The sequence below is a fragment of the Micromonospora sp. NPDC005203 genome, assembly GCF_042872705.1.
GTDB lineage: Bacteria > Actinomycetota > Actinomycetes > Mycobacteriales > Micromonosporaceae > Micromonospora.
On sequence record NZ_JBIAKV010000021.1, the window covers coordinates 32,554 to 57,057 of the forward strand.

The 24,504-nt window shown below is 69.5% G+C and carries 24 protein-coding genes; 14 read left to right on the forward strand and 10 right to left on the reverse strand.

What is annotated here, in order from left to right; translation table 11 throughout:
* Positions 1-9: 9 nt before the first annotated feature.
* Complete coding sequence (locus ACFYPM_RS30220; RefSeq protein ID WP_387204165.1) at positions 10-906, reverse strand: alpha/beta fold hydrolase; 897 nt, start codon at positions 904-906, stop codon at positions 10-12.
* A 180-nt stretch (positions 907-1,086) separates the two neighbouring features.
* Between ACFYPM_RS30220 and ACFYPM_RS30225 the strand changes: the two genes are divergently transcribed.
* The gene (locus ACFYPM_RS30225) at positions 1,087-1,923 is read left to right on the forward strand and encodes a PIG-L family deacetylase (protein ID WP_387204168.1); all 837 of its coding nucleotides are present in this window, start codon (positions 1,087-1,089) and stop codon (positions 1,921-1,923) included.
* 86 nt (positions 1,924-2,009) lie between these two features.
* Here ACFYPM_RS30225 and ACFYPM_RS30230 read toward each other — a convergent pair whose 3' ends face one another.
* The gene (locus ACFYPM_RS30230) at positions 2,010-2,255 is read right to left on the reverse strand and encodes a hypothetical protein (RefSeq protein ID WP_387204171.1); all 246 of its coding nucleotides are present in this window, start codon (positions 2,253-2,255) and stop codon (positions 2,010-2,012) included.
* A 56-nt stretch (positions 2,256-2,311) separates the two neighbouring features.
* Here ACFYPM_RS30230 and ACFYPM_RS30235 point away from each other — a divergent pair, with 56 nt between their 5' ends.
* The 5 genes from ACFYPM_RS30235 to ACFYPM_RS30255 all read left to right on the forward strand — a co-directional run bounded on the left by ACFYPM_RS30235 (position 2,312) and on the right by ACFYPM_RS30255 (position 5,391).
* Complete coding sequence (locus ACFYPM_RS30235) at positions 2,312-2,710, forward strand: DUF5753 domain-containing protein (RefSeq protein ID WP_387204174.1); 399 nt, start codon at positions 2,312-2,314, stop codon at positions 2,708-2,710.
* Entirely contained in the window at positions 2,710-3,006 is a 297-nt protein-coding gene (locus ACFYPM_RS30240) for a Scr1 family TA system antitoxin-like transcriptional regulator (RefSeq protein WP_387204177.1), read from the forward strand. The genes ACFYPM_RS30235 and ACFYPM_RS30240 overlap by 1 nt, the downstream gene beginning before the upstream one ends.
* Positions 2,997-3,188 carry a DUF397 domain-containing protein gene (locus tag ACFYPM_RS30245; protein ID WP_387204180.1) on the forward strand — a complete coding sequence of 64 codons (192 nt, stop codon included), beginning with the start codon at positions 2,997-2,999 and terminating at the stop codon, positions 3,186-3,188. The genes ACFYPM_RS30240 and ACFYPM_RS30245 overlap by 10 nt, the downstream gene beginning before the upstream one ends.
* A 442-nt stretch (positions 3,189-3,630) precedes the next feature.
* Positions 3,631-4,824 (forward strand): endo-1,4-beta-xylanase, encoded by a 1,194-nt coding sequence (locus tag ACFYPM_RS30250; protein WP_387204182.1) that lies wholly within the window; start codon positions 3,631-3,633, stop codon positions 4,822-4,824.
* A gap of 225 nt (positions 4,825-5,049) precedes the next feature.
* Positions 5,050-5,391: a helix-turn-helix transcriptional regulator gene (locus ACFYPM_RS30255; protein WP_204946206.1), complete on the forward strand. Its 342-nt coding sequence runs from the start codon at positions 5,050-5,052 to the stop codon at positions 5,389-5,391.
* A gap of 4 nt (positions 5,392-5,395) precedes the next feature.
* Here the strand turns inward: ACFYPM_RS30255 and argS are convergent, their stop codons facing one another.
* The gene (argS, locus tag ACFYPM_RS30260) at positions 5,396-7,114 is read right to left on the reverse strand and encodes an arginine--tRNA ligase (protein ID WP_387204186.1); all 1,719 of its coding nucleotides are present in this window, start codon (positions 7,112-7,114) and stop codon (positions 5,396-5,398) included.
* 390 nt (positions 7,115-7,504) lie between these two features.
* On the opposite strand from argS, the gene ACFYPM_RS30265 reads away from it, so the two are divergent.
* Both ACFYPM_RS30265 and ACFYPM_RS30270 read left to right on the forward strand, forming a co-directional pair.
* Positions 7,505-8,227 carry a hypothetical protein gene (locus tag ACFYPM_RS30265; protein ID WP_387204189.1) on the forward strand — a complete coding sequence of 241 codons (723 nt, stop codon included), beginning with the start codon at positions 7,505-7,507 and terminating at the stop codon, positions 8,225-8,227.
* Between the two features lie 136 nt (positions 8,228-8,363).
* Positions 8,364-9,053, forward strand: a complete 690-nt coding sequence (locus ACFYPM_RS30270; RefSeq protein ID WP_387204276.1) for a class I SAM-dependent DNA methyltransferase — start codon at positions 8,364-8,366, stop codon at positions 9,051-9,053.
* Here ACFYPM_RS30270 and ACFYPM_RS30275 read toward each other — a convergent pair.
* Both ACFYPM_RS30275 and ACFYPM_RS30280 read right to left on the reverse strand, forming a co-directional pair.
* The gene (locus ACFYPM_RS30275) at positions 9,043-9,297 is read right to left on the reverse strand and encodes a hypothetical protein (RefSeq protein WP_387204192.1); all 255 of its coding nucleotides are present in this window, start codon (positions 9,295-9,297) and stop codon (positions 9,043-9,045) included. The genes ACFYPM_RS30270 and ACFYPM_RS30275 overlap by 11 nt on opposite strands.
* A 145-nt stretch (positions 9,298-9,442) precedes the next feature.
* Entirely contained in the window at positions 9,443-9,934 is a 492-nt protein-coding gene (locus ACFYPM_RS30280; RefSeq protein WP_387204195.1) for a MarR family winged helix-turn-helix transcriptional regulator, read from the reverse strand.
* Positions 9,935-10,042: 108 nt separating this feature from the next.
* Here ACFYPM_RS30280 and ACFYPM_RS30285 point away from each other — a divergent pair, with 108 nt between their 5' ends.
* The 6 genes from ACFYPM_RS30285 to sodN all read left to right on the forward strand — a co-directional run bounded on the left by ACFYPM_RS30285 (position 10,043) and on the right by sodN (position 14,773).
* Positions 10,043-11,092 carry an LLM class flavin-dependent oxidoreductase gene (locus tag ACFYPM_RS30285; RefSeq protein WP_387204198.1) on the forward strand — a complete coding sequence of 350 codons (1,050 nt, stop codon included), beginning with the start codon at positions 10,043-10,045 and terminating at the stop codon, positions 11,090-11,092.
* Positions 11,085-12,113, forward strand: a complete 1,029-nt coding sequence (locus ACFYPM_RS30290) for an LLM class flavin-dependent oxidoreductase (protein WP_387204202.1) — start codon at positions 11,085-11,087, stop codon at positions 12,111-12,113. The genes ACFYPM_RS30285 and ACFYPM_RS30290 overlap by 8 nt, the downstream gene beginning before the upstream one ends.
* Positions 12,114-12,120: 7 nt before the next feature.
* Complete coding sequence (locus ACFYPM_RS30295) at positions 12,121-12,834, forward strand: NADPH-dependent F420 reductase (protein ID WP_387204205.1); 714 nt, start codon at positions 12,121-12,123, stop codon at positions 12,832-12,834.
* A 96-nt stretch (positions 12,835-12,930) separates the two neighbouring features.
* Positions 12,931-13,380, forward strand: a complete 450-nt coding sequence (locus ACFYPM_RS30300; protein ID WP_387204208.1) for an iron chaperone — start codon at positions 12,931-12,933, stop codon at positions 13,378-13,380.
* A 23-nt stretch (positions 13,381-13,403) separates the two neighbouring features.
* Positions 13,404-14,198 (forward strand): inositol monophosphatase family protein, encoded by a 795-nt coding sequence (locus ACFYPM_RS30305; protein ID WP_387204211.1) that lies wholly within the window; start codon positions 13,404-13,406, stop codon positions 14,196-14,198.
* A gap of 170 nt (positions 14,199-14,368) precedes the next feature.
* The gene (gene sodN / locus ACFYPM_RS30310; protein WP_387204214.1) at positions 14,369-14,773 is read left to right on the forward strand and encodes a superoxide dismutase, Ni; all 405 of its coding nucleotides are present in this window, start codon (positions 14,369-14,371) and stop codon (positions 14,771-14,773) included.
* Positions 14,774-14,952: 179 nt separating this feature from the next.
* On the opposite strand, the gene ACFYPM_RS30315 is transcribed toward sodN, so the two are convergent.
* The 5 genes from ACFYPM_RS30315 to ACFYPM_RS30335 form a co-directional block, all read right to left on the reverse strand.
* Entirely contained in the window at positions 14,953-16,032 is a 1,080-nt protein-coding gene (locus ACFYPM_RS30315) for a hypothetical protein (protein ID WP_387204217.1), read from the reverse strand.
* Positions 16,033-16,092: 60 nt separating this feature from the next.
* Positions 16,093-16,725, reverse strand: coding sequence for a hypothetical protein (locus tag ACFYPM_RS30320; protein ID WP_387204220.1), 633 nt, complete (start codon positions 16,723-16,725; stop codon positions 16,093-16,095).
* Between the two features lie 27 nt (positions 16,726-16,752).
* Entirely contained in the window at positions 16,753-19,173 is a 2,421-nt protein-coding gene (locus ACFYPM_RS30325; RefSeq protein WP_387204223.1) for a family 43 glycosylhydrolase, read from the reverse strand.
* Positions 19,174-19,367: 194 nt separating this feature from the next.
* The gene (locus ACFYPM_RS30330; protein WP_387204226.1) at positions 19,368-21,923 is read right to left on the reverse strand and encodes a glycoside hydrolase 43 family protein; all 2,556 of its coding nucleotides are present in this window, start codon (positions 21,921-21,923) and stop codon (positions 19,368-19,370) included.
* A gap of 173 nt (positions 21,924-22,096) precedes the next feature.
* Positions 22,097-24,493, reverse strand: coding sequence for a ricin-type beta-trefoil lectin domain protein (locus tag ACFYPM_RS30335; protein WP_387204229.1), 2,397 nt, complete (start codon positions 24,491-24,493; stop codon positions 22,097-22,099).
* Positions 24,494-24,504 lie beyond the last annotated feature (11 nt).

Here is a 24,504-nt window from a genome sequence, read left to right on the forward strand (position 1 = left end):
GCAGCCGATTCAGACCTCCAACACCGCCTTCGCGAAGGCTTCGGGTGCCTCCTGCGGCAGGTTGTGCCCGACCCCGCCGCCGACGGTCCGGTGCTCGTACTGCCCGGCGAACTGCTTGCCGTAGGTGGTCTGCGGCAGATGCGGCGCACCGTTGGCGTCGCCCTCCATGGTGATACTGGGGACCGTGATCTTCGGTTGCGTGGCCAGGCGCTGCTCCAGTTCGGCGTACTGCGCCTCCCCATCAGCGAGGGCCATCCGCCACCGGTAGTTGTGGATCACGACCTCGAGGTGGTCGGGGTTGTCGAACGATGCCGCGCTGCGGTCGAAGGTGGCGTCGTCGAACTTCCACTTCGGTGACGCGGTCTGCCAGATCAGCTTGTTGAAGTCGCGCCGATTCTTGTCGTAGCCTTCCCGCCCGCGTTCGGTGGCGAAGTAGTACTGGTACCACCACGCCAACTCCGCCTTCGGCGGCAACGGAGCCTTACCCGATTCCTGGCTGGCGATCAGGTAGCCGCTCACCGAGACCAGCCCCTGGCAGCGCTCGGGCCACAGCGCGGCCACGACGTCGGCCGTACGCGCACCCCAGTCGAACCCGGCCAGCTTCGCGCTGTCGATCTTCAGGACGTCCATGAGGGCGATGAGGTCGAGTCCCAGGGCCGCCGGTTCGCCGTTGCGCATGGTGTCGTCGGAGAGGAACCGGGTCGTGCCGAAGCCCCGCAGGTACGGCACGACGACCCGGTAGCCGGCGTCGGTGAGCAGCGGCACGACGTCGGCGAAGCTGTGGATGTCGTACGGCCAGCCGTGCAGGAGGATCACCGCGGGACCGTCGGACGGCCCAGCATCGACGTACCCGATGGTCAGGACCCCGGCGTCGACCTGTCGCACGTCACCGAACGATGCCCCCATGCCGGACCTCTCCTCGCGTTCTCACCCTCGGATGTGCTGACCACGCCCCAATCTAGGGACCCGCCGGCTGGCCGATCAGGGTTTGCCGGTGATCGGCCCCGGCCCGATCCGGACTGGCTAGGATGCACACAGCGTCGCCCCGCGCGACTCCGGGTGCGGAAACGACCGTAGGGTGATGGTATGGCTGAGCGACCTCTGACCCTGATGGCGGTGCACGCCCATCCCGACGACGAGGCGACGAGCACCGGTGGCATCCTTGCCCGCTACGCCGCGGAGGGGATCACGACGGTGCTGGTGACCTGCACCGACGGGCGGTGCGGCGACGGCCCGGGTGGGGTCAAGCCGGGTGAACCGAAGCACGATCCCGCCGCTGTCGTGGCGATGCGCCAGGCCGAGTTGGAGGCCAGCTGCGCGGTGTTGAGGGTCAGCCACCTGGAAACCCTCGGTTACGCCGACTCCGGCATGATGGGCTGGCCGACGAACGACCAGCCCGGCGCGTTCTGGACCACGCCGGTGGCGGAGGCGGCGGACCGCCTCGCCGAGCTGATCCGGCAGTACCAGCCCGACGTGATCGTCACGTACGACGAGAACGGCTTCTACGGCCACCCGGACCACATCCAGGCGCACCGGATCACCATGGCCGCCGTGGAGCTGACGGACACCCCCGCGAAGGTCTACTGGACCACGGTGCCGCGCACCGCGTTCGAGCAGTTCGGCCAGATCATGCAGGAGCTCGGCGTCGAGTGGGACGCACCGGCCCCGGGGGCGGAGCCGGAGCCGATGCCGCAGCTCGGCCTGCCCGACGACGAGATCAGCACGTGGGTGGACACGAGCAGCTTCGGGGCGCAGAAGTTCGACGCCCTGGCCACCCACGCCAGTCAGACCGAGAACATCTTCTTCCTGCAACTGGGTCGGGAGCGGTTCACGGAGCTGATGGGGGTGGAGACCTTCGTTCGGGTGCGGGACCGCACCGACGCGCCGATCCCCGAGGACGACCTGTTCGCCGGCCTGCGCTGACTGTGCGGCTGGCCTGGTCGGTCCGTAGGTGATGGGCTGATGTCGACGGCGGTGAGGGCTACCGACGCTCGGCGGCTCGCAGGCGGTCAGAGCACCTCGGCGCGGCGGGGTCGGCGGGAGATCGACAGCCACCCGAGGAAGCGGAGGTGCAGCGCTCGTACGTCGGGACGTGCGCCGAGGGCGTACAGGTCGTCGATCGCGTCTTGCAGGTTCGACGCCAGGTAGAACGAGAGGGCGATCGAGTGGCCGTAGAACTCGGTCGCGAGGTGTAGCTGCGCCGGGTTGCACGGCCAGGGCGCGGCGCAGTTGCGGCACAGCCACGCGGGGCGCATCGGGATATGGGCGCGGGCGACGCGAGAAGTCCAGCGGCGGGCGCGGCGATCGGCCGGTGACGGCAGGTTCGCGGCCGCCGACGGGCGACTACGCCATAGCCATCGATCGAGCGCTGAAGACCGGAGGAATATTCGGTCGGCTGCTCGATCGGCTCGCCGACCTTGACGCCGCGCCGCTCTGGCTGCGTGAGTGGATCACTTTCGAGCAGCAGGCCCGCACGTTGCGATGGTGTGAGGTCGCGTGGGTGCCGGGTCTCTTGCAGACCGAGGCGTACGCCCGTGCCGTGTTCGCCAGCGACGGCAGGGTTAGCGCCGAGGAGGTCGAGACGCGGGTAGCTGGAAGGCTTGCCCGGCAACAGATCCTCACCAGTGACGACCCACCGCACCTCGTCGCCGTCCTGGACGATGCCGTCCTTCGGCGTCCCGTCGGCGTCCCGTCGGCGGCGCGGCTGTGATGCGTGAGCAACTGTTCCACTTGGCGCAACTCAACCAGGACCGGCGACGGGTGAGAATCCATGTCGTTCCACGCGGGGTCGGCGCGTACGCTGGCCTCGACGGGCCCTTTGTCCTCGCGACCCTGCCGGGTTTGGTTGATGTGGGCTACCTCGACAACCGGCTCCGGGGTCAGGTGGTCGAGCGGACTGCCGAGGTAGCGGCCCTGCGTGAGCAGTGGGAAGCCATCCTCGCCGCGGCGCTGACCCTGCAACAGTCCACCGAGCTGATACCGGAAGTGGCAAAGTCATGGACCTGACCGGCGCACGCTGGCACAAGAGCACCCGCAGCGGCAGCAATCAAGGGGCCTGCGTAGAGGTCGCCGACAACCTTCCCGGCATTGTCGGCGTACGGGACTCGAAGGATCCGGCCGGGCCGGCGCTGGTCTTCGCGCCGGAGTCTTGGCGGGCCTTCGTTGGTCAGGTCGCCGAGAGGTCGTAAGCAACGCCAGACGACGACGCGCCCGCCCCCGATATCGGAGGCGGGCGCCTTACGTTGTGCGGAACGACGCGCCAGGCACAGCGCTATGTGTGCCCGAATCTGCACAGTCTGTTTGGCGTTCGGGTGAGTGGGCTCATCCGCCGAACGGATAGATCGACTGCACCGACTGGCATAGGCATGCACAGCCGGTCTCCGGAAGTTTCGCGGGCGTCTCCGGCGAGCCCCCGCAGGTCATATGACGAATTTCCGGAAGTTTTCAGCGTTGACGTCCAGACATCGACGGCCTTAACGTTTCGAGCAGGTTTCCGGTCACCGGCCGGAACTACCGACCCCCGGCCCCGAGCCGGGGCGCTCGATCGCCAACCCCGCTCTCCATCCGCCAACACCGGACCCGCACCTTGTTGATCGACACATATCGATCAAGGTCTGGAAAGGAAGGCACATGAAGCTGAGACAGTGGACCACCGTCGGCGTGGTCGCCGTCCTCACCGTTGCGGCGCTGAACACGGTGCCCGCCACCGCGAGCCGGCCGTACGACCCCACGGCGCAGAGCCTCGGCGCCCTCGGCCTGCGCCACGGCCTCCAGGTCGGCACCGCGGTCAACATGGATGCCCTCAACGACGCCGGTGACCCGCAGTACCGCGCGCTGGCCTCCTCGGAGTTCACCTCCGTCACCGCCGAGAACGTGATGAAGTGGGAGGTCCTGGAGCCCACCCGCGGCACCTACGACTGGGCCGCTGCCGACCAGCTCATCGATTTTGCCAAGCGCAACCGGCAGAGCGTCCGCGGCCACGTGCTGGTCTGGCACAACCAACTGCCCGGCTGGCTGACCAGCGGTGTCGCCGACGGCTCGATCAGCAAGCAGGAGCTGCGTGAGCTGCTGCGCAAGCACATCACCACTGTCGCCAACCGGTACCGGGGCAAGATCTGGCAGTGGGACGTGGTCAACGAGGCGGTCAGCGACCCCTGGGACACCCCGTCGACCCTGCACTACAAGGGCTTCTGGGCGGAGAACCTCGGGCCCGGCTACATCGCCGACGCGTTCCGCTGGGCGCGGGCGGCCGACCCCAAGGCTCTGCTGTTCTACAACGACTACAACATCGAGGCGTTCGGCTCCGGCAACCCGGCGGACGACAAGACCCAGTTCGTCTACGAGATGACCAGGGGGCTACTCGCCCAGGGTGTGCCGATCGACGGTGTCGGCGCCCAGGGTCACCTGGGCACCCAGTACGGCAACTTCGACACCCTCCAGGTGACCGCCGCGCTCAAGAAGTTCAGTGGGCTCGGCGTCGCCACCGCGTTCACCGAGGTCGACGTCCGCAGCCAGATGACGGCGGGTGTCCAGGCCGGCAACGCAGACGAGATCAACCCCCGGTTGCAGGCCTCGGCGGCGAACTCCAGCGTGCTGATGAAGGCGTGCCTCGCCGTCCGGAGCTGCCTGTCGTACACGGTCTGGGGCTTCAGCGACAGGCACTCCTGGGTGCCGGACTGGTTCGACGACCCGCCGGAGGGCCTCGCCACGATCTACGACGAGGACTACCAGCCCAAGCGGGCGTACCAGGAGCTGAAGTCGGACCTGATCCTCGCTGGACCGCCGTACGTCCAGCCGCGCAGCACTCCCCGACCACGCCGCTGACCCTCGGGTCGCGGCTCACTCGACGGCAGGTCCGTCGGCGTAGGGCCGTGTGGGGCACGGCGGAGCCCCACACGGCCGATACGTCACCACGGTCGTCGACGTTCGACTCACGTTCAGCCGCCTTGAGTGGCCGTACGGACGCCATTGGAGTATTGATGCCGGTTCTACCTGCTTATTGATGGTGTTGGTGTAACCATAGTGGGCGTGGGAACTGCGAAAACTGCCATGCCTGCGATCTCGCCGCTCACCGGCGATCCAATCAAGCGGGCCGATGCCGAAAAACTCGCGGGGGTGCTGAAGGCCTTCGCCGATCCGGCGCGACTGCGACTGCTCAGCCTGATCCAGTCCGCGCCCGAAGGTGAGGCGTCCGTCAGTGACCTCACCGGGGCGCTCAACCTGTCCCAGCCGACGGTGAGTCATCACCTGCGGATCCTCACCGAGGCCGGCCTACTCGAACGCGACAAGCGGGGGGTGTGGGCCTACTACCGCCTGGTGCCCGCCGCTATCGCACAGATCGCCGACCTGTTGACGCCGCCCCGAAAGCGAGCCACGAAGAAGACCCGCTGACCCCTCACATCCGCTCCGGGCAACGGACGCCGAGCAGGTGCAGCCCCTGCCGCAGCGTCCGGGCCGTCAACTCGGCCAGCAGCAGCCGGCTCTCCCGCAGCTCGTCCGGGGCCCGCAGCACCGGGCAGCGCTCGTAGAACGCGTTGAACGCGGTGGCGAGCCGGTGCAGGTAACCGGCGAGGTGATGAAACTCGAGGCTCCGCTCCACCTCGCCGACCACCGCGGCGAAGCCGAGCAGCTCGACCGCGAGCGCCCGCTCCGCCGGAGCCGTGAGCACGATGGGCGTGTCCGGCCGCGCGGTCGTCCCGGCGCGCCTGCACATCGACCGGATCCGGGCGTACACGTACTGGAGGTACGGCGCGGTGTTGCCCTCCAGGGCGAGCATCCGCTCCCAGTCCAGGACATAGTCCTTGGTCCGATCGGTGGACAGGTCGGCGTACTTCACCGCGCCGATCCCCACCGCGCGACCGATCTCGGCCGCGGCCTCGGCACCCAGCTCCGGGTTTCTCCGCCGGGCCAGGTCGGTGGCTCGGGTGACCGCCTCCTCCAGCAGGCCGACCAGCTTCACCGACTCGCCAGCCCGGCTGCGCAGCATCCGCCCGTCGGCGCCGAGGATCGACCCGAAGCCCAGATGCTCGGCCCGCACCGGCGGACCCAGCCAACCGGCCGCCCGGGCGACCGCGAACACCATCGCGAAGTGCTGCCGCTGCGGCAGCCCGACGACGTACAGCAAGCGGGTTGCGCCCAGTTCGCCGACACGCTGCCGTAGCGCGGCCAGATCAGTGGCCGGATAGCCGTACCCCCCGTCGCTCTTGCGCACGATGAGCGGCGTCGGCTCGCCGTCGCGGCCGCTGAACCCGGCCGGAAAGACGCAGTCGGCCCCGCCGCTGGGCGCCAGCATGCCCAACCGGTCCAGGTCGTCGACGACCCCCGCCAGCAGATCGTTGTAGGCGCTCTCGCCCCGAAAGTCGTCCTCGGACAACGTCACGTCGAGCAGGTCGTAGACGGTCAGGAAGTACCGCTCGGACTGCGCCACCAGCAGCCGCCACCACCGCAGCGTCTGCTCGTCGCCGCCCTGCAAGGCGACCACCCGCAGCCGCGAGCGGTCCCGGAACGTCTCGTCGGCGTCGAACTGCGCCCGCGCCGCCCGATAGAAGCCGTCCAGGTCACCCATCGACAACTCGTGCGCCGCCCCGGCCTCGCCGAGGTCGACCAGGTGCTCGATCAGCATGCCGAACGGTGTCCCCCAGTCACCCAGGTGGTTGACCCGCACCACCCGGTGCCCCAGCCAGTCCAGCAGTCGTACCGCCGCGTCGCCGATGACAGTGGAGCGAAGATGCCCGACGTGCATCTCCTTTGCCACGTTCGGCGCCGAATAGTCGACAACCACGGTCTGCGGGGCCGCCGTCACCGGCACGCCGAGCCGGGCGTCGCCGGCCAGCCCGGAGACCAGGTCGGCAAGTGCCGGGTCGGCGACGGTGAGGTTGAGAAACCCCGGCCCGGAGACCTCCGCCGACACGCAGACGTCATCGAGCACCGCGTGTGCCAGCACCTCGGCGGCGATGTCGCGCGGCGGACGGCCGAGCCGTCGGGCCAGCGCCAGCGCCGCGTCGGATTGGAAATCCGCTCGCGGGGAGCGCCGCACGAGCGGGTCGACCGGTCCGCCGGCCACCGCCGCGAACGCCGGTGCCAGTCGGTCGGACAACAATCTTTCAAGATCCATGAGTACGCCGATCTCACTCGGACCCGCGCTGTCAGGCGGGCCTCAGACGACAGGAGATGCGGGCGGACCGAGGACGACCAGCGCATGACCGGCGGCTCGATCCGCCGGTCGCAGGAAACAGGTCAGCGCGGGCGGGCGACGGATCGCCGGCGTCGCCGCGCACCGACCTGGACGTCACACGACGCTCCGGTGCACTTGGCGATCACGCTGGTCATCCGGGCAGCTTAGCGGGCCGGCGGGTGTGTCGACATCCCGATTACCACCGCTTAGTTCAGCGTCCGGCGCAGCGGACAGTCGTTTGGGACGGTGCGCCCCAGGGAACTGCCCCGACATCAACGAAGGGTGATCATGAGCCGACACACACCGCCACCACCGGCCCGTATGCGACGCGTGCCTGCGCTGATCCCACTCCTGGGCAGCATCGCACTTGCCACCGCCTGCACCACCACCGCGGACCCGCCCGCCTCGGCCCCGTCGAGTGCGGCGCCGACATCCGCGGCGGCAGCGGTGGACCCGACGGGCCAGCCCTCGCCGAGCGCGAGCGGCCCGACGACCATCCCGACGTCGGCCTTCGTCGAGCTGCCGACCGAGCTGCGGAAGTCTCCGCGCCGGACGGTGCCGGTCGAGCAGGCCCTGCCGAAGTTGTGTGCCGACGAGTTTGGCACCGGGGGCCGCCAGGTAACGGCGAGCGCCGCGATGACCGTCACCTACAAGGAGGCCGACGACAATCCCTCCAACACGCCACAGGGCATGATCCACCAGACCATCTTCACGTTCGACGGCACCGGCGCTGCGGACTACCTGGGGCGTCTCCGCACCGCCTTGGAGGCGTGTCCGTCCTACCAGCACGACGGGAGCCGGGCGACCGCCAAGAGCGAGGCTCTGCCCGGCGTCGGCGACGAAGCGCTGCTGCTGAACCTGACCTGGCCCGCGACCAGCATCGGCGGAGAACACACCGGCGGCAACGAGTCCAGCCAGATCGCGGTGGCCCGCGTCGACACGGTGGTGACGGTGTTCAACGACCAGGGGTGGGAGGGTTCCAGCGGGAATCCCGCCATCCTGGACCGCGTCGTCCGTGACGCTGTGCGGACCATCGACGCCTGGCAGGGGTAGTCCCACCACGGGCGCCGCGGCGCGGGGTTCGGCCCCCGGGTCTTCGGCGCGTTCCGCATCGTGACACGTTCGGTCGTGGCGATGCGCGCGCCGAAGACCCGTCGCCAGAACAAGCGCCAACTCCCCCGGTGCGATGATGCGGCCCGTGACCTCCGCACCCGCCGATCCGCTCGACCTGCACGGTGTGCGCCGTGCCTACGACACCGTCGCCGAGGACTACGCGACCCTTCTGCCGGACACCCGCGCCGAGACCCCACTCGACCTCGCCATGGTCGACGCGTTCGCCGAGGCAGTGACGTCGGGCGGCGACACCCGGGTCCTCGACGCCGGGTGCGGCCCGGGCCGGATGAGCAGGTACCTCACCGCTCGTGGGTGCCTGGTGCACGGGGTCGACCTGTCGCCGGGCATGATCGTCCGAGCGCGCCGTGACCACCCTGGCCTGATGTTCACCGTGGGCTCGTTGACCGCACTCCCCTACCCGGACGCCCAGTTCGCCGGCGTCCTGCTCTGGTACTCCACCATCCACACACCCCCTGCCGGGCAGGCACGCGTCTTCGCGGAAGCGGCCCGGGTCCTCCGACCCACGGGCCACCTGCTCGTCGGCTTCCAGGCCGGCGAAGGAACGCGTGACCTGTCGGCGCCCTACCGCCGCCACTTCGGCCACGAGATCCGCCTGGAGCGACACCGGTACACGGCGGACCAGGTCGCCGCCGAGATCGAGGCTGCCGGCCTGCGGGAGGAGTGCCGCCTGGTGCGACGGGCTCGGGGCACCGAGCGGGACGATCAGGCGTTCCTGCTGGCCACGGCACGTCGCGTCAGCGGGTGAAGGCCACGTACAGGCCGAGGGCGAGGTTCACCACCAGGATGATCGCGCCGACCACGGCGAACCAGCGTCGCCAGGCCGTGCACCGGACCGTCCGCTGGGACTCGGCGATGCCCGCTTCCTCCAGCCGGACCTCGGCGATCCTGTCCCGTTCCCTGGTGTCCCGACGATCCGTGGTCACACCGGCACTGACCAGGGCGACGTTGGCACGTAGTTCCTCGGTGAACGCCCGGAGTGCCGAAGCCATCGGTACGCCGAAGCCTAGCCCCCCGTTGGCCTACGGACGATCGCCCGAACCGGCGGGCACCTGCTCGGCGCCGGTTCGCAAGCTCGCCCTGATCAGCAGGCCAGCCCCTGAGCTTGCGTACTCCTCTCCGCGGTGCTTGATGCCCTCAATCCTCGTGCTGTTCGTCGAGGCGCGCTCGCAGCGCCGCCGCGATCTGGCCCGCCGCGACGATCTGCTCCGGCGTGAGGGCGTCGACGAAGAGCTCTCGGATGGCGCGCAGGTGGGGAAGTGTCGCGTTGCCGAACGCCTCGGCTCCGGCCGCGGTGAGCAGCACCTCCGCTCCCCGGGGGACGGTCGGGCACTCCTGGCGGCGGATGAGGCTGCGCCGCTCCATCCGCCCCAGGTGGTGGGAGAGCCGGCTGCGCTCCCAGCCGATGTGCGCCGCGAGCGCGGACGAGCGCATCGCCTGGTCCGGCGCCTCGCTGAGAGCGAGCAGGACGGCGTAGTCCCCGGTGGAGAGGGAGGAGTCACCCTGCAGGCGGGACTCCAGCCGGGCACTCAGCGCCGCCGTCGTCTCGATGAAGTTCCGCCAGATCCGCAGCTCCTCGGCCGTCGGCAGTTGGCGTCCTCCCCGCCGGGCAGGTGTGGTCTCCGTCATCTCATTCTCCCGGGAATTGACGTGTCAATCGCCAAGTTAGCATCATTGACACGTCAACCGGTAGGTCCGCTCCCGCGGGTCGCCGGCGGAAGCACCGAGGAGGACACGATGACAGCTACCGGATTCGAACTGGGGCTCAACTCGTTCGGGGAGGTGGCCACCGACGGCGACCGGATCCTGAGCGACGCCGAGACCGTACGACTCCTCGTGGACGAGGCACGACTCGCCGAGTCGGTCGGACTCGACGTGTTCAGCCTCGGCGAGCACTATCGGGAGGGCCACAACGACTCGGCGACGCCGGTGTTGCTCGCGGCGGCCGCGACGGCGACCGAGCGGATCCGCCTCGGCACCTCGGTGACCGTGCTCAGCACGAACGACCCGGTCCGCCTCTACCACGAGTTCTCCACGCTCGACGCCGTGTCCGACGGCCGCGCCCAGCTCGTCCTCGGACGCGCGTCGGCGACCGAGTCGTTCCCGCTGTTCGGCTACGACCTGGCCGACTACGAGCGGTTGTTCGAGGAGAAGCTCGACCTCTTCCTGCGGCTTCGGCGTGACGAAACGGTCACCTGGTCCGGAACTGTGCGAAGCCCTCTGACCGAACAGCGCCTGCACCCACGGATGCGGCCCGGTGGCATCCCGACGTGGATCGGCGTCGGGGGCAGCCCGAACTCGGTGGTCCGCGCCGCCCGGCACGGCCTCCCGCTCATGATGGCGATCATCGGTGGACGACCCCAACGGTTCGCCGGCCACGTCGACCTCTACACCAAAGCGCTCGACCAGTTCGGGCATACCCCGCAGCCAATCGGGCAGCACTCACTCGGCCTTGTCGCAGACACCGACGAGGAGGCGGTGGAGACGTGGTGGCGATACTGGCAGCCGGTCGCGGCGGCGCTCGCCGCGGAACGCGGCTTCTACAAACCGGACCGCGCACGCTACGAGGCCGAAATCGACCACGGGGCGCTCTTCGTCGGGTCACCCGAGACGGTGGCGCAGAAGATCGCCACGGTTGCCCGCGACCTGCGGCTGAACCGCTTCGACCTGAAGTACGACATCATGCACCTGCCCCGCGAGGCACGCGCGCGCACCATCCAACTGCTGGGCAGTGAGGTCGCGCCGCGGGTCCGGGAGCTGCTGGCGAAGGAGCCCACCCATGTCTGACCTCTTGTTCGGCCTCGACACGTTCGGCGACGTACCGTCCGACGACGCCGGCAAGCTCGTCTCCCACGCCGCGGCGATCCGTCAGGTGGTCGACGAGGCGGTGCTCGCCGACCAGCTCGGCGTCGACGTCATCGCGCTGGGCGAGCACCACCGGCCGGAGTACTCGGTGTCGACGCCGGAGACGGTGCTGGCGGGCATCGCCACCCGTACGTCCCGGATCCGGTTGGCCTCCGGGGTGACCGTGCTGAGCTCGGACGACCCGGTCCGGGTGTTCCAGCGGTTCGCCACGGTGGACGCGCTGTCACACGGCCGGGCCGAGGTCATCCTCGGTCGCGGCTCGTTCACCGAGTCGTTCCCCCTGTTCGGCTACGACCTGCGCGACTACGACACGCTGTTCGAGGAGAAGATCGAGCTGTTCGTCAAGCTGCTCGACGAGAAGCCGGTCACCTGGAACGGCACCCTGCGTGCCTCGCTGGAGAACGCCGACGTCTTTCCCAAGACCGAGTCGGGACACCTGAGCACCTGGGTCGGCGTGGGTGGCTCACCGCAGTCGGTCGTCCGCACCGCCCAGTACGGGCTCCCACTCATGCTCGCCATCATCGGCGGCGCCCCCGAGCGTTTCGCGCCGTACCTGGACCTCTACCGCAGGGCGGCCGAGCAGCTCGGTACGACCGCACACCCGGTCGGCATGCACTCGCCGGGCTTCGTCGCCGACACCGACGAGGAGGCGAAGGAGGTGTACTGGCCGCACTACCGGGTGATGCGCAACCGCATCGGCGCGCTGCGGGGCTGGCCACCGATCCGTCGCCAGGAGTTCGACTCCGAGGTGGAGAACGGCTCGCTCTACATCGGCTCACCCGAGACGGTGGCCCGTCGGATGGCACGCGCGATCCGCAGCCTCGGAGTCGGCCGGTTCGACCTCATCTACTCCGCCGGAGCGCAACCGGTGAGCGCCCGGATGCGAGCCGTGGAACTGTACGGCTCCCGGGTGATCCCCATGGTCCGCGAGCTGCTGGCCTGATCAACACATGAACCGAGAGGACGACATGTTCGACAACGACCGGCCCCAGACCCTTGGTGTGCTCGGGGCCGGCAAGGTGGGCACGGTGCTCGCCCGGCTCGCCGTCGCCGCCGGCTACCGCGTGCTGGTCGCCGGCTCCGGCGATCCGGCGAAGATCGCCCTCACCGTCGAGGTGCTCGCCCCGGGGGCGGCGGCCACCACGGCGGCCGACGCGGTGGCCGCCGCGGACATCGTGATCCTGGCCCTGCCGCTGGGCAAGTACCGCAGTGTTCCCGCCGAGGCGCTGCGCGGGAAGCTCGTCGTCGACGCGATGAACTACTGGTGGGAGATCGACGGCATCCGGGACGACCTCACCGACGCGCGTACCTCGTCGAGCGAGATCGTCCAGGCGTTCCTGCCCGGCTCCCGCGTCGTCAAGGCGTTCAACCACATGGGCTACCACGATCTCGAGGACGGGTCGCGGCCGACCGGAACGCCGGACCGCAAGGCCATCGCGATCGCCGGCGACGACGTCACGGACCTCGCCACGGTCGCGACTCTGGTGGACGCGCTGGGCTTCGATCCGGTCGTCGCCGGCCCTCTGGCCGAGGGCGTACGACTCGAACCCGGCAGTGAGTTGTTCGGGGCCAACGTCAGCGCCGACGAGGTGCGGGTCATGCTCGACCGCTTCGGAGAGTCCGAGCGTGGACGGACCATCGCCGCTGCCCGAGCGTCGGCATAACCGATCAGGAATCGAGAAGCCCGGCGGGCGTCGTCCGGCCTAACCTTTTCCCAGGTCGCGGCATGGTGCCGCACCTGATCGAGAGGGAGCCCGCGCATGTCCGCGAAGACCACCACGACCACGTCCGACGGTTTCAGCGCCGAGGAGCGGGCCGCGATGCAGGAGCGCGCCGCCGAACTGCGCGCCGAGGGCAAGAAGGGCGCGAAGAAGGCCGACGGGCTTCAGGCGCTCCTCGACCGGATCGCGCAGATGGAGCCGGACGACCGCGCGCTCGCCGAGCGCGTCCACGTGGCGGTGACCGCTGCCGCGCCTGAGCTGTCCCCGAAGACCTGGTACGGGATGCCTGCCTACGCGAACGCCGAAGGCAAGATCGTCGTCTTCTTCCAGGACTCCGGCAAGTTCAACTACCGGTACTCGACCCTGGGCTTCCAGGACGCGGCCAACCTCGACGACGGCGACCTGTGGCCGGTGGCGTACGCGCTGCAGAAGTGGAGCCCCGCGGTGGAGAAGAGGGTCGGCGAGCTGGTGCGGGCCGCGGTGTCCTGACCGTCGCCACCTATGGTTCGGGTATGTCGAGCACCGATCACGCGCTGGCGATCGCGGCGGTGGAAGCCGGAGCCGCGGTCGTCCGCTCGCACTACGGATCATCGCTGGCCCGTTTCATGAAGACCGCGGATGACTTCGCCACCACTGCGGACGTCGAGGCCGAGAAGGCCATCCTCGACGTCCTGCGCGCCGGACGTCCACACGACGGCGTGCTGGCGGAGGAGAGCGGGCGCACCGGCACCGGCGAGAACGGGCGTACGTGGCTGGTTGACCCGTTGTGCGGAACGTTGAACTATGCCGTGCGGACCATGCTGACCTCGGTCAACATCGCGCTACGGGCAGGGGCACGGGTCCGCGTGGCCGCCTCGGCGGACCCGTTCACCAACGAGGTGTTCTGGACCGACGGCTTCGCCGCGTATGCCCGGCGTGGTGGCGTCGACGAGCCACTCACCCCGTCGGCGGAGTCACGCCTTGTCGACGTCAATCTCGACCCACCGTTTCCCAACCGGCACGTCTTCCTCGCCGCCCGGATGCTCGCCGACGAGGGGTTCATCGAACAGTTCCGCCCCCGCGTCGTCTCCACCACGCTGGCCGTGGCCTGGGTGGCTGCCGGTCGCCGCGCCGGCTACGTGACGGATGGCGAGCACCTGTGCGACAGCGTCCACTTCGCGGCCGGAGTCGCCCTCGGTCAGGCGGCAGGTTGTGTGGTCACCGGGATCGACGGCAGGCCGGTTCACCCCGATGGGAGGGGTCTTGTCGTCGCCGCCGACGAGCGGACGCACGCTGCCCTCCTGGCTCTCATCAGGAACCAGCGGTGACCACCGGCCCGGCGGCCACCGCACGGCTGCCGACACGCCCTTGACCTGAAGCCGAGTTCAGGCTCTAGCGTCGCCCCTGTCGATCACGTTGCGGCCCGGAGGACGCACGGGCGGCGGAGTTTGTCCGGCCGGACGTTCGTCACCTCCGCACCGCTGTCGGAAGGACTCTGATGCACCTGCCACGCCCCCGTCGCCCACGCATTGTCGCGAGCGCACACTGCGATCTCCCCTGCGGCGTCTACGACCCGGCCCAGGCCCGGATCGAAGCCGAGTCGATCAAGGCGATCGCCGAGAAGTACCAGGCCAGCACCGATCCGGAGTTCCGGACGCGGTCGCTGATCATCAAGGAGCAGCGCGCCGAACTGGTCAAGCACCACCTCTGGGTCCTGTGGACCGACTACTTCAAGGCACCACACTTCGAGCGCTACCCCGAGCTGCACGGCCTCTTCAACGAGGCCACCAAGCTGGCCGGCGCCGGCGGCGCGAAGGGAAACGCCGACCCGGCGGCCGCGGAGCAGTTGCTCGGAAAGATCGAGGAGATCTCGAAGATCTTCTGGGAGACCAAGCAGGGCTGACCAACCGCCGAGGTACGCGGCGGAGGCTCCCGCATGGGCGCCCTGCCGGCGCTCGCGGGCGGGCTGGAGCGGCAGGGTTTCGCCGCTCCCGCCCGCGCCGGCTGCTAGCTGGCGTACAACTCGAACTCGCCGACCCGCGCTCGTTGGCTGGCCGACGGTGCTGCCGGTCCGGCGGCGGGTTACCGGCGGGCGTCGCCCGGGTCGGGTTCACCGTCGGCGGGGCCGCCTCCGACGAGCACCGACTCCTGACCCTCCTGCCGACCCTCCTGGCGGGCGCGGGCGAGCAGCCCGGCCAGCCGACGTCGGCGGTGACGGACCGCCGCCCGCAGACCGACGAGCAGTACGGCGAGGAGACCCAGCAGCGCGAGCTGTGCCCAGGGGACGACCCAGGTGGTGACGGTGGCCGACACCGGTCGGAGGTCCGCGCCGGCCTGCCCGTCGCCGAGCAGGGCCGGTGACGTGGTGACTGTCGTGCGGAGGCGTCCCAGCGCCCAGACGCCGTCGGCGCGGGTCGCCATCTCCCGGCTGCCGCCCGGAAGCAACTCCTCGACCGCACTTGTGGCGTCGTGGCTGGTCCGGCCGAAGAGGTTAGACACCGCCACCCGGCTCGTCCCGCTGACCCAGACGTTGCCGTCGTTGCCGACGGTGTAGCGGACCCGGAGCGTGCCACCGCCGAACGGATTCCACGACGGCGTGTACCTCGCGGTGAGGCCCTGAACGGGCAGGGTCGCCTGGACGGTCCCGTTGACCCGGACCATGACCCGGAAGCCCACCCGGCTCTCGACGTTGACCGTGCCACCGGTGCTGGTGACGGTCGCCGCGATGCCGGCCGGGTGGTCCCCCGGCGCGGCACCCTTGGGCACCGTGATCGTGAACGGCACCACCCTCGTCTCGCCGGGGCCGACGGTGACCTTCTGCTGCACATCGATCCAGGTGCCACCGTCGACCGAGGGGCGGTCGGACGAGAGCATGTTGAAGCGACCCTTGTCGGTGAGGTAGCCGTCGGCGGCCTTCAGCGAGAAGGCGACCGCGTTCCGGCTGAAGTTGCGGACCGCCAGATGCTCGGTCACGACCTGCCCCGGGTCGAGGCTGGCGTTGATCCACCGGCGTTGGTCGGGGCCGCTCGGGGTGGCCGGCTGGACCGTCCAGGTCAGCGCCTTCGGGTCTGGTTCCGCCGCCGCCACGGCCGGCGCGGCCGTCACCGCGAGGGTCACGACGGCGAGGACGGTGAGCACCCGGCGCAGCGGGGGAACGGTCATGACGATGAGCCCTTCGGCAGGGGGTGTGGCGGGGGCCCGGTCCGGACCCCCGCCACAGCACTACTCGAACAGTGAGAGCGTGAGCGTCGAGCTGTACGCGCCGGCGGCGACCTCCGCCGGGGTACGCAGGTACAGGTCGGCGTTGACGGAGTACGAGTCGCTGGCCACGGCCTCGGAGTCGAAGGCCGAGACCAGCAGCTCCTGGTCGACGAGGCCGACGTTGTTGCCCGGCTGAGTCGCCTCGTCCAACGCGGTCACCACCTCCTCGCCCTCAGTGACCAGGCCGGTCTCCCCGCCGTCGAGCAGCCGGGGCTTCCAGCCGAGGTGGTCGGCGGTGATCGGCGCCTGGCCGGAGCTGCCCGCGAAGTCGGTCGCGCTGCCGAGCACCGCCCAGCTGGCACCGTCAGGAACCTCGTCGGCGACGCGGGTGTCGGTGACCGTCACCGTCGGCAGCGTACCGACGAACTGGCGCACCAGCAGGGTCGAGCCGTCCTCGGACAGCGCGACGGCGTCGCCTGCGACGGACAGGGCGAGGACGCCCGGTTCCCTGATCTCGTCGATGTCGACAGTGACCCGCACGCTGGCGTCGTCGTCCGGCTCGGCCAGGGCGGGCGACGGCAGCACCGCGGCCCCGACCAGCACCGCGCCGACGGCACCGGCCGCGAGCAACTGCCGCCGTTTGTCTGTGTTCATGTGGTCTCCGTTCTCAGCCATCAAGGGTTATCCGCCGCAGGTGCCGGCGGGATGTTGCACGGTGCGGACGGTCGTCACGTCCTGTCCACCCACCGCCCCGGTCACCCGGACCGTCGCCGAACCCGCGGGCACCGAGACGGCACGCGTGCTGAACGACTGGTACGCGTTCGCATTCGGCGCGACGGCCGCGAACGAGCGCTCGCCGTACGGGGTCTCCAGAGCGATCGCCACCGGCGCGTCATGGTCGTTGCGGGCCTGCACGGCCACGTGGACCTTGCCGCCCACGCACCGCGCCGACGCGGTGGCCGTGACGGGTAGTTCGAGGGTGGCCGCCTGGAAGGCCCAGTTGTCGATCTCGAAGAGGTCGACGCCCGCCGGGCCGGTGTAGGTGAAGTAGACGTCGTGCACGCCGCTGACGCCGGCAAGCTGGGCGGTCACCTCCGCCCACTGGCCGACCGGCGTGTCGACCGCGACCGTGCCGACAACGGGACCGGTGGCGCTGTCCAGGCGGACCTGGATCTGCCCGCCGGCGGCGAGCGCCCGCACCTTCGCCGTCACGCTCTGCGCGCCGCTGTCGGCGAAGTCCACCGACGACAGCGCAATCCAGTCACCGTTGTCGATGTCGCGGACCACCAGGTTCGGTGCCGCGCCGCCGAACTGGGCGGAGCTGCCGTCGACAGTCGTGGTCGCGACACCCTTGCTCCAGCCGAAGGTCTCGGCCTCGAAGACGCGGTACGGGTCGAAGTCGCGGACCTGGTTCACCCCGGCGTAGGTGCCGACGACCTGCTGGATCGTGCCGTCCGGGTTGAAGGCCAGTTCCTGGATGTGCGGGCTGCGGTACCCCTGGGTCGTGTTTCCGTTGATGCGCTTGTTCAACGTCGGCGCGTGGTAGGTGAAGTAGTGCTTGCCCTCGAACTCGAACACCGACTGGTGGTTGTTGCCGCCGGTGCCGCTGCCGAAGAACTGCGACTGGTTCGGGAAGAGCACGCCGGCATAGGTCTCCTTCGGCCACGACATCGGGCCATCGGAGATCATGTAACCGATCTGGCCACCACCGGGGTAGCCGGGCAGCGGCTGCTGGCTGCCACCGAAGTCGTTACCGCCGAAGTGCGACGAGTACGAGAAGTAGTACCTGCCCTGCCGCTTGAAGACGTGACCCGCCTCGAACGCGACCGGGGCGTCGACCACCGCGGCCGTCCCCTGGGTCGCGACCATGGTGTCGTCGAGTTCGATCGCCCGGATGTTCTTCGGGTTGTTGAAGCGCTCGGCCGGCGGCATGCTCGTCGACGCGGGGCCACCACCGAAGTAGAGGTATGGCTGGCCGTCGTCGTCCACGAACGGGGCCGGGTCGAACTTCCACGCGACGCTCTCGGCACCGGGGGTGCGACCGTCGATCAGCGTGCTGGTGCGCTCGCTGGTCCACGGGCCGAGTGGCGACGCACCCGTGATCACGTTGCTGGAGCCACCGCCGTTGGCGTAGTAGAGGAAGAACTTCTCCACGCCGTTCACCACCTTCTTGGTGATGCCCGGAGCCCACGAGTTGGCGGTGAACGGGGCCACCCCGTTCGGGCCGGCGACCTGGATCTCACCGTGGTCGGTCCAGTTCACCAGGTCCGCCGAGGAGATCACCGTGATCTGGTTGATGTCGCCGTAGTTGATCCCCGGCGAGACGCCCGTGGTCGGGTTCGGGGCGTAGCCCTGGGTGTCGTTCGTCATGTACATGTACACCCGGCCGTCGTGCACGAGGCCGAAGCCGTCGGCGCCGAACTTGTGCCCGATCAACGGGTTGTGCTCCCCGGGCAGCTTCCCGACGACCTCGATCGTTTTCGATGCCGGCGCGGGCGGCGCCGCGCCGACCACCGACACGTCGTCGAGTGTGAAGTCCATGAGGTGCAGGTCCGGGTCGGTGGCCGGGGTGGCCGTCCAGGGGGTCTCGAAGAACAGCCGCGCCGTCGACACGGTCTGCGTCGCCGGGATCGTGAACGTCCCGTTGAACTGCGCCCACTGACCCTTCGTCGCCGTCACGCTGACGAGGTTGGTGTAGGTGCCGCCGCCGTAGTGCATGGTGGCGAAGAACTGCTTGGTGGCCGGCCCGCTCGCGTTCTCGTACCTGATGCGGGCCGTCAGGGTGTAGGCCTGGCCGGCCTGCACCTTGCCGCTGAGGTCCTGCATCGGCCCGGATCCGGTCGTCGCCCGGCCGGTCACGAGCGCGGCGTTCGCACCGGCGTAGGCAGCCGCGGTGGCCGACAACTGCGCGCCGTCGCTGGCGTTTGCGTTGTTGACGAACCAGTTGGCCAGGCCGTCCTCGAACCCGCCGTTGACGATGAGATTCGTGTCGGCGGCCTGGACCGGCGCCGCCCCGGTGGCGAACCCTGCGGCCAGCATCAGGCCGACCGTCGCGATCGCGGCGACCCGTCCTCGGGTCGCGCGTCGCATTCGTTGTTCCACGAAACGTCCTCCTTCATCTCTGACGTGCGGTCATCGGTGTGCGGGGGATCGGTGGTGGTAGGTGGTCCGGACATCAGGGGTCGACCGCCGCCACCGGCTCGACCACGGCCGGGGGCGCGGGACAGGTCGCTGTTCCGCGCCGCACGGCCGGTCGCCGGTGGTGCTGGTCGGCGAGCCGAGGGCTCGTGGTGGGGTTATTCGCCGCAGGCGGTGGCGGGGTACTGAGCGGAGTGGACGGTGGTGACGTCCCGGCCGGCGACCGCTCCGGTGGCCCGGACCGTCACCGAGCCGGCCGGCACCGCCGCCGCGCGCGTGGGGAACGACTGGTAGACGTTGGCCCCGGGCGCCACGGTCGCGAACGACCTGTTCCCGTACGGGGTCTCCAGGGTGATCCCGACCGGTCCGCCCGAGTCGTTGCGCACCCGCACCGCCACGTACGCCTTGCCAGCCAGACACCGCACCTCGGCGCTGGCCGGGACCGGCAGTGCCGCGAGCACGCCGAGCCGGGCCAGTTGGTAGCTGAGCGCGCGCTCCGGGGCGTCGATCTGGTTCTGGGTGCCGAACTGTCCAGCCCGTGCCGACGTCGCCGCCGCGAGTGCGGACTGCGTCGCGGCCCAGGCGTCGGGCGGGTAGTGGCGCGCGTCGAGCGTGTGCGCGTGGGCGATGGCCGCGTCGAGGGCGACGGTGTCCAGCGGCCGGGCCTGGGCGGTCAGCGTGTCGCTGAGCAGGTAGTTGTCGAAGTCGACGTGCCCGCCGGTCTCCTGCGTCGCATAGGTGAACAGCCCGACCCGGTGACCCATGAAGTGGGCGAGGCTGCCGTCCAGCGTCTGCGGGCCGACCCGGTTGCCGAGCCGGGTCCACATCAACCCGTCCAGGCTGTAGTAGAACGTCGTCCACAACTGGCCGACCGGTGAGGCGAAGTCGAGGTCCGCCTTCACGTGCACCTCGGTCGCGCCGTCTCCCAACGCCACCGTGGTGCCCGGCACGAAGTTCTCCACCGTCGCCTGGTCCACCTCGACAGCGAACGGCTGCGACCGGTTGACGACGCCGAGGGTGTTCACACCATCGACGCGCTTGACCGCCAGGTACGAGAATCCGCGGTTGTAGGCGGCCAGGCCGGCGACGTCACCGTTGCGCATCGCGGAGATGTCCATCCGGGTCTGCACCGACTGCCGTGGCCCGAACGTGCGCTGCGAGAGGGTGTTGCGGGCCTCCTCGAACCAGGCCAGCTCGGCCCGGTTGGACAGCTTCGTGTAGACGTACTGGCCGGTGACCACCTTGCCGGCGGTCAACCGCAGCCAGCCGTCGCGGTCGGTGAGCGACCAGTACCTGTTGTCCGGTGCGTGGTTCCACTCCCACGCCAGGTCCAGTCGTGAGCCGTTGGGGGCGATCTCCGCCGGGTCGAGCGGCGCGGGGACCGTCCACTGCTCGTCCTGGTACGCCTTGTGCGGCGCGTCGTTGGCGAAGTCGTCCGAGGCGACGATGCTCTTCTGCCGCTCGAAGACCTCCTCGGCCGGGCTGAGCCGGATCGGCTTGTCGAACAGGCCGTTGACCGGCACGACCCCGTTGGTGCCGAAGGTCGGCCAGCCGTCCTGCCAGGTGGCGGGGATGAGCGCCGGGATCCGCCCGATCGGGAACGTGTCCCGGAAGAACATGCCGTGCCAGTCGGTCCGGCCGTCGGTGCGGCTGATCGGCACCAGGCTGCCCTGTGCGAAGCCGTTGGAGTTGAGTACGCCACGCGCCTCGTAGGTGTTGACTCCGCCGGCCGAGGTGTAGCGCCCGAGCAGGTCCTTCGACCGGAACATCACGACCTGGCGTCCCTGCCCGGACGGCCAGGTGATGATGACGGCGTAGTACCAGCCATCGATGTGGTAGACCTGCGCGCCCTCGAACAGCCCGCCGATGAACGGCTGCCCGGCGTAGTTGTTCGCGGTGAAGATGTTCGGGTAGTCCTGCGCGACGGACGTCAGGTCGGCGTTGAGGCGTACCGCGCTGGTGCCGCCGGAGCCGTAGAAGATGTACGGCGTGCCGTCGACGTCGAAGAAGAGCGACGGGTCGTGCAGACCACGGCCGAGGGCGGTGCGCTGCCACGCGCCGTTCTCGATGTCGTCGGTGCGGTAGAGGTACGCCCCGTTGAGGTTGTTGGTGTTGAAGACGGCGTAGTACATGCCGTCGCGGTAGCGCAGCGACGACGCCCACTGGCCCTGGCCGTACGAGTTCTGGCCGTTGCGCAGCGAGAACGAGTCGCCGATGCTCGCCCGGTCGAAGACGTAGTTGACGATCTCCCAGTTGACCAGGTCGTACGACTTCATGATCGGCGCGCCTGGGCTCAGGTGCATCGTGGTGCTGATCATGTAGTACAGGTCGCGGCCCTCGTCGTTTTCGGCGGCGGGCACCCGCTCGACGCTGATGTCCGGCACGTCGGCGTTGAGCAGCGGCACCGAGTAGGTGCCGGCGCCGGTGTCGGTCGAGGTGTACGACGAGCGGGGCGACCACGGGTCGGCGGCCTGCGCGGCGGCGGGTGTGACCACCAGGCCCGCTGCGACGAGGACGGCGATGGATGCGAACGTGCGCAGCCGGCCGGGTGCCCGGGTGTGGACTGTGGAGCCGGGTCGGGTCATCGCGTCGGCGAGGTGGTCGAGCACTGTGTGCAGGCTGACCGGCAGCAATCTGCGGATGAGGCTGGAAGCTCGCAGGCGGATCGACACGGCCAAGGTGGACTCCAGACGCGAGAGCGGCGTGGAACCCATCGTGTTATCGCTAACAATGCCTGTCAAGAGCATCAATGAAACCTGCCCGAAGTATCCCCGTAACACCGCGCACCGGACGGACGGCTGTCTCGGCGGTGCCGCTGTGCACACCATGCGAATCCGGGCCGGGGCGAGAGCGCCCCAGCCCGGATCCGGTGCCATCCGACGTTACGTCAGCTGCGTACCGTCCACCGCTGGTTGGTGCCACCGCTGCAGGCCCAGAGGATCAACTTCGTGCCGTTCGCCGTCGCGGCGCCGTTCGCGTCGAGGCAGAGACCCGACTGCACTCCCGTGATGGTGCCGTTGGAGTTGATGTTCCACTGCTGGTTGACACCACCGTTGCAGTCCCAGATCACCACCTTCGTGCCGTTGACGGTGCCCTGGCCGGAGGCGTCCAGGCACTTGGTGCCATAGATCATGAGCTGCCGGCTCGCGGTGTGGGTCCACCGCTGGTTGGCGACGTTACTGATGCAGTCCCAGATCTGGGCCTGCGTGCCGTTGACGGTGCTGGAGTCGCCGATCTCGGCGCAGCGGCCCGACTGAGCGCCCACGAGCTGCACGTTCGTCGGGTTGGTGCTGCCACCGCTCTGCGGACCGGCCGTGTTGATCACCGTCTGCGCGCCCGACGGCCAGTTGCCGCCGCTGACCGTGACGTTGTTGTTGACGACGTTGCCGCGGTCACCGTTCGTCACGTTCGTGCCGCTGCTTGTCGACCAGTTGTTGGTGACCGTGAAGTTGCCCATGTTCTCGGCGTAGTAGTAGTTGGCGGTGGCCCAGGTGCCGGTGGAGGAGAACACGTTGTTGCGGGCGGTGTAGTAGCGCGAACCCTCGTCGAAGTAGAGCCCGAACCAGCCGTTGGTCCGCAGGCAGTAGTTCTCGGCGATCAACCCGCCCGGGTTCGCCGACAGCGAGTAGATGCACCCGCCGTCGGTCATCTGCTGCATGACGTCGTGCACGTAGTTGCCGATGACCTGGTTGTTGGCCGCGGTGGTCGCCGTGGAGTACCGCGGCTGGTAGTTGTACAGGCCACGGTTGGCGTAGTGCTGGCTGCCGCCGGCGTCGTTGGCGCCCCAGCCGTAGCCGATCGACAGGCCCGTGTACGGCATGTTGTAGACCTCGTTGTGCGACACCAGCGAGGTGTTCACGTAGGTGGTCAGGATCGAGACGACGCCCCGGTACTCCAGACCCAGGTCGTGCACCTTGTTGTTGCTGATCGTGACGTTGCGGTTGACCATCCGCTGGTCGCTCGGGTGGTGGGCGTCGGCGCGCACGCCGCCGACCACGACGCCACCGGCCGAGTTGCGGGCGATCTCGGAGCGGGTGACGGTGATGTTGTTGGCGGCCAGGCCGACACCGCTGGCGTGGGCGTTGGCGTCGTTGCCGATGCCGATGGCCGTCTGCCCCAGGTTGACGAACTGGGAGTCGCTGAAGCTGATGGTGTTCGCGGCGGAGACCTGCACGGCGGCGGGCATCTGCGCCCAGCTCGGGCGGGTGGCCTCGAACAGCGAGCAGCCCTCCTGGCAGGAGGTCAGCGCGTCGGACGGACGGGCCCAGGTGCCGACGATGTGCGCGCCGGTCTGCTGGTCGGCGAAGCCGTTGCTGCTGCTCGGGCCGAGCCAGCTGGTGCCGGTGAAGGTGATCCCGCTGAACGAGATGTGGTGCGCGGGCGCGTCAAGGGTGCCGCCGACGTTGACCAGGGACTGCAGCTGCGGCAGCTCCACGCTGACGGTGCTCATGTTCTGCCCGGCGAGCGGGATGTAGTTGAGCTGGCCGCTGCCGGGGTTGAGATACCACTCCCCCGCCGAGTCCAGGAACTCGTACGCGTTGGCCAGGTAGAACGGACCCGCGCGGTGCGGGCGGGACAACGTGTCGAACCCGAAGGTGTTGTTGTTCCAGGCGGGCTGCTGCATCGTCAGGAAGTTGCCGCTGATGCTCTGCACCGGCGAGTACCTGTCGGTGAACGACCCGACGCTCTCCACCTCGACCCGGTTCTGGTTGCCGAGGTTGTTGAGGTAGTTGAGCGCGCTGTTGCTGAACCGCATCCCGGACGTGGTGAAGGTGAAGTCGGCGCGGTTCACGGCGGTGCGTGCCCGGGTGGCGATGGCCCCGTTGACGTAGAGCTGACGGGAGTCGAGGCCGGCGGGCACGTTGGCCCGCCAGATGTTCTTCCCGGAGTCGACGAGCGACCAGCCGGTGACCGCGCGGGCACCGGTGATCGACGGACGGGCGCCGGCGGCCGCCCGCCAGATCACCTGGTAGCCGTTGTTGCCAGAGTCGGCCGCGGTCAGCCGCATCGGCGACGACAGCCGGTACGCGCCGTCGGCCAGCTCCACGACGATGTCACCGGACATCGTGGTATTGGCTGCCCGCACGGCGGTCTGCGCGGCGGACAGCGAACACGGCTGGCTGGCCGAGCAACTGGTGCCGGTGCCGGACGGCGACGCATAGAGGGTGGTGGTGGCCGCGAGCGCGGGGGACGCTGAGGCGGTCACCGCGACCAGCGCGGTCAACGCTGACGCGGCGGCGCCGGCCAACAGCCGCCGCAGCGGTGGAACGGACGAGACAGACACGGGGACGGTGC

Coding starts and splice junctions, on each gene's coding strand:
- ACFYPM_RS30245 (WP_387204180.1), top strand. CDS start 2,997: ATGGACCTGACCGGCGCACGCTGGCACAAGAGCACCCGCAGCGGCAGC.
- ACFYPM_RS30300 (WP_387204208.1), top strand. CDS start 12,931: ATGTCCGCGAAGACCACCACGACCACGTCCGACGGTTTCAGCGCCGAG.
- sodN (WP_387204214.1), top strand. CDS start 14,369: ATGCACCTGCCACGCCCCCGTCGCCCACGCATTGTCGCGAGCGCACAC.
- ACFYPM_RS30250 (WP_387204182.1), top strand. CDS start 3,631: ATGAAGCTGAGACAGTGGACCACCGTCGGCGTGGTCGCCGTCCTCACC.
- ACFYPM_RS30330 (WP_387204226.1), bottom strand. CDS start 21,923: ATGGGTTCCACGCCGCTCTCGCGTCTGGAGTCCACCTTGGCCGTGTCG.
- ACFYPM_RS30285 (WP_387204198.1), top strand. CDS start 10,043: ATGACAGCTACCGGATTCGAACTGGGGCTCAACTCGTTCGGGGAGGTG.
- ACFYPM_RS30240 (WP_387204177.1), top strand. CDS start 2,710: ATGCGTGAGCAACTGTTCCACTTGGCGCAACTCAACCAGGACCGGCGA.
- ACFYPM_RS30295 (WP_387204205.1), top strand. CDS start 12,121: ATGAACCGAGAGGACGACATGTTCGACAACGACCGGCCCCAGACCCTT.
- ACFYPM_RS30275 (WP_387204192.1), bottom strand. CDS start 9,297: ATGGCTTCGGCACTCCGGGCGTTCACCGAGGAACTACGTGCCAACGTC.
- ACFYPM_RS30255 (WP_204946206.1), top strand. CDS start 5,050: ATGCCTGCGATCTCGCCGCTCACCGGCGATCCAATCAAGCGGGCCGAT.
- ACFYPM_RS30305 (WP_387204211.1), top strand. CDS start 13,404: ATGTCGAGCACCGATCACGCGCTGGCGATCGCGGCGGTGGAAGCCGGA.
- ACFYPM_RS30230 (WP_387204171.1), bottom strand. CDS start 2,255: ATGCGCCCCGCGTGGCTGTGCCGCAACTGCGCCGCGCCCTGGCCGTGC.
- ACFYPM_RS30280 (WP_387204195.1), bottom strand. CDS start 9,934: ATGACGGAGACCACACCTGCCCGGCGGGGAGGACGCCAACTGCCGACG.
- argS (WP_387204186.1), bottom strand. CDS start 7,114: ATGGATCTTGAAAGATTGTTGTCCGACCGACTGGCACCGGCGTTCGCG.
- ACFYPM_RS30290 (WP_387204202.1), top strand. CDS start 11,085: ATGTCTGACCTCTTGTTCGGCCTCGACACGTTCGGCGACGTACCGTCC.
- ACFYPM_RS30225 (WP_387204168.1), top strand. CDS start 1,087: ATGGCTGAGCGACCTCTGACCCTGATGGCGGTGCACGCCCATCCCGAC.
- ACFYPM_RS30315 (WP_387204217.1), bottom strand. CDS start 16,032: ATGACCGTTCCCCCGCTGCGCCGGGTGCTCACCGTCCTCGCCGTCGTG.
- ACFYPM_RS30320 (WP_387204220.1), bottom strand. CDS start 16,725: ATGAACACAGACAAACGGCGGCAGTTGCTCGCGGCCGGTGCCGTCGGC.
- ACFYPM_RS30220 (WP_387204165.1), bottom strand. CDS start 906: ATGGGGGCATCGTTCGGTGACGTGCGACAGGTCGACGCCGGGGTCCTG.
- ACFYPM_RS30270 (WP_387204276.1), top strand. CDS start 8,364: ATGCGGCCCGTGACCTCCGCACCCGCCGATCCGCTCGACCTGCACGGT.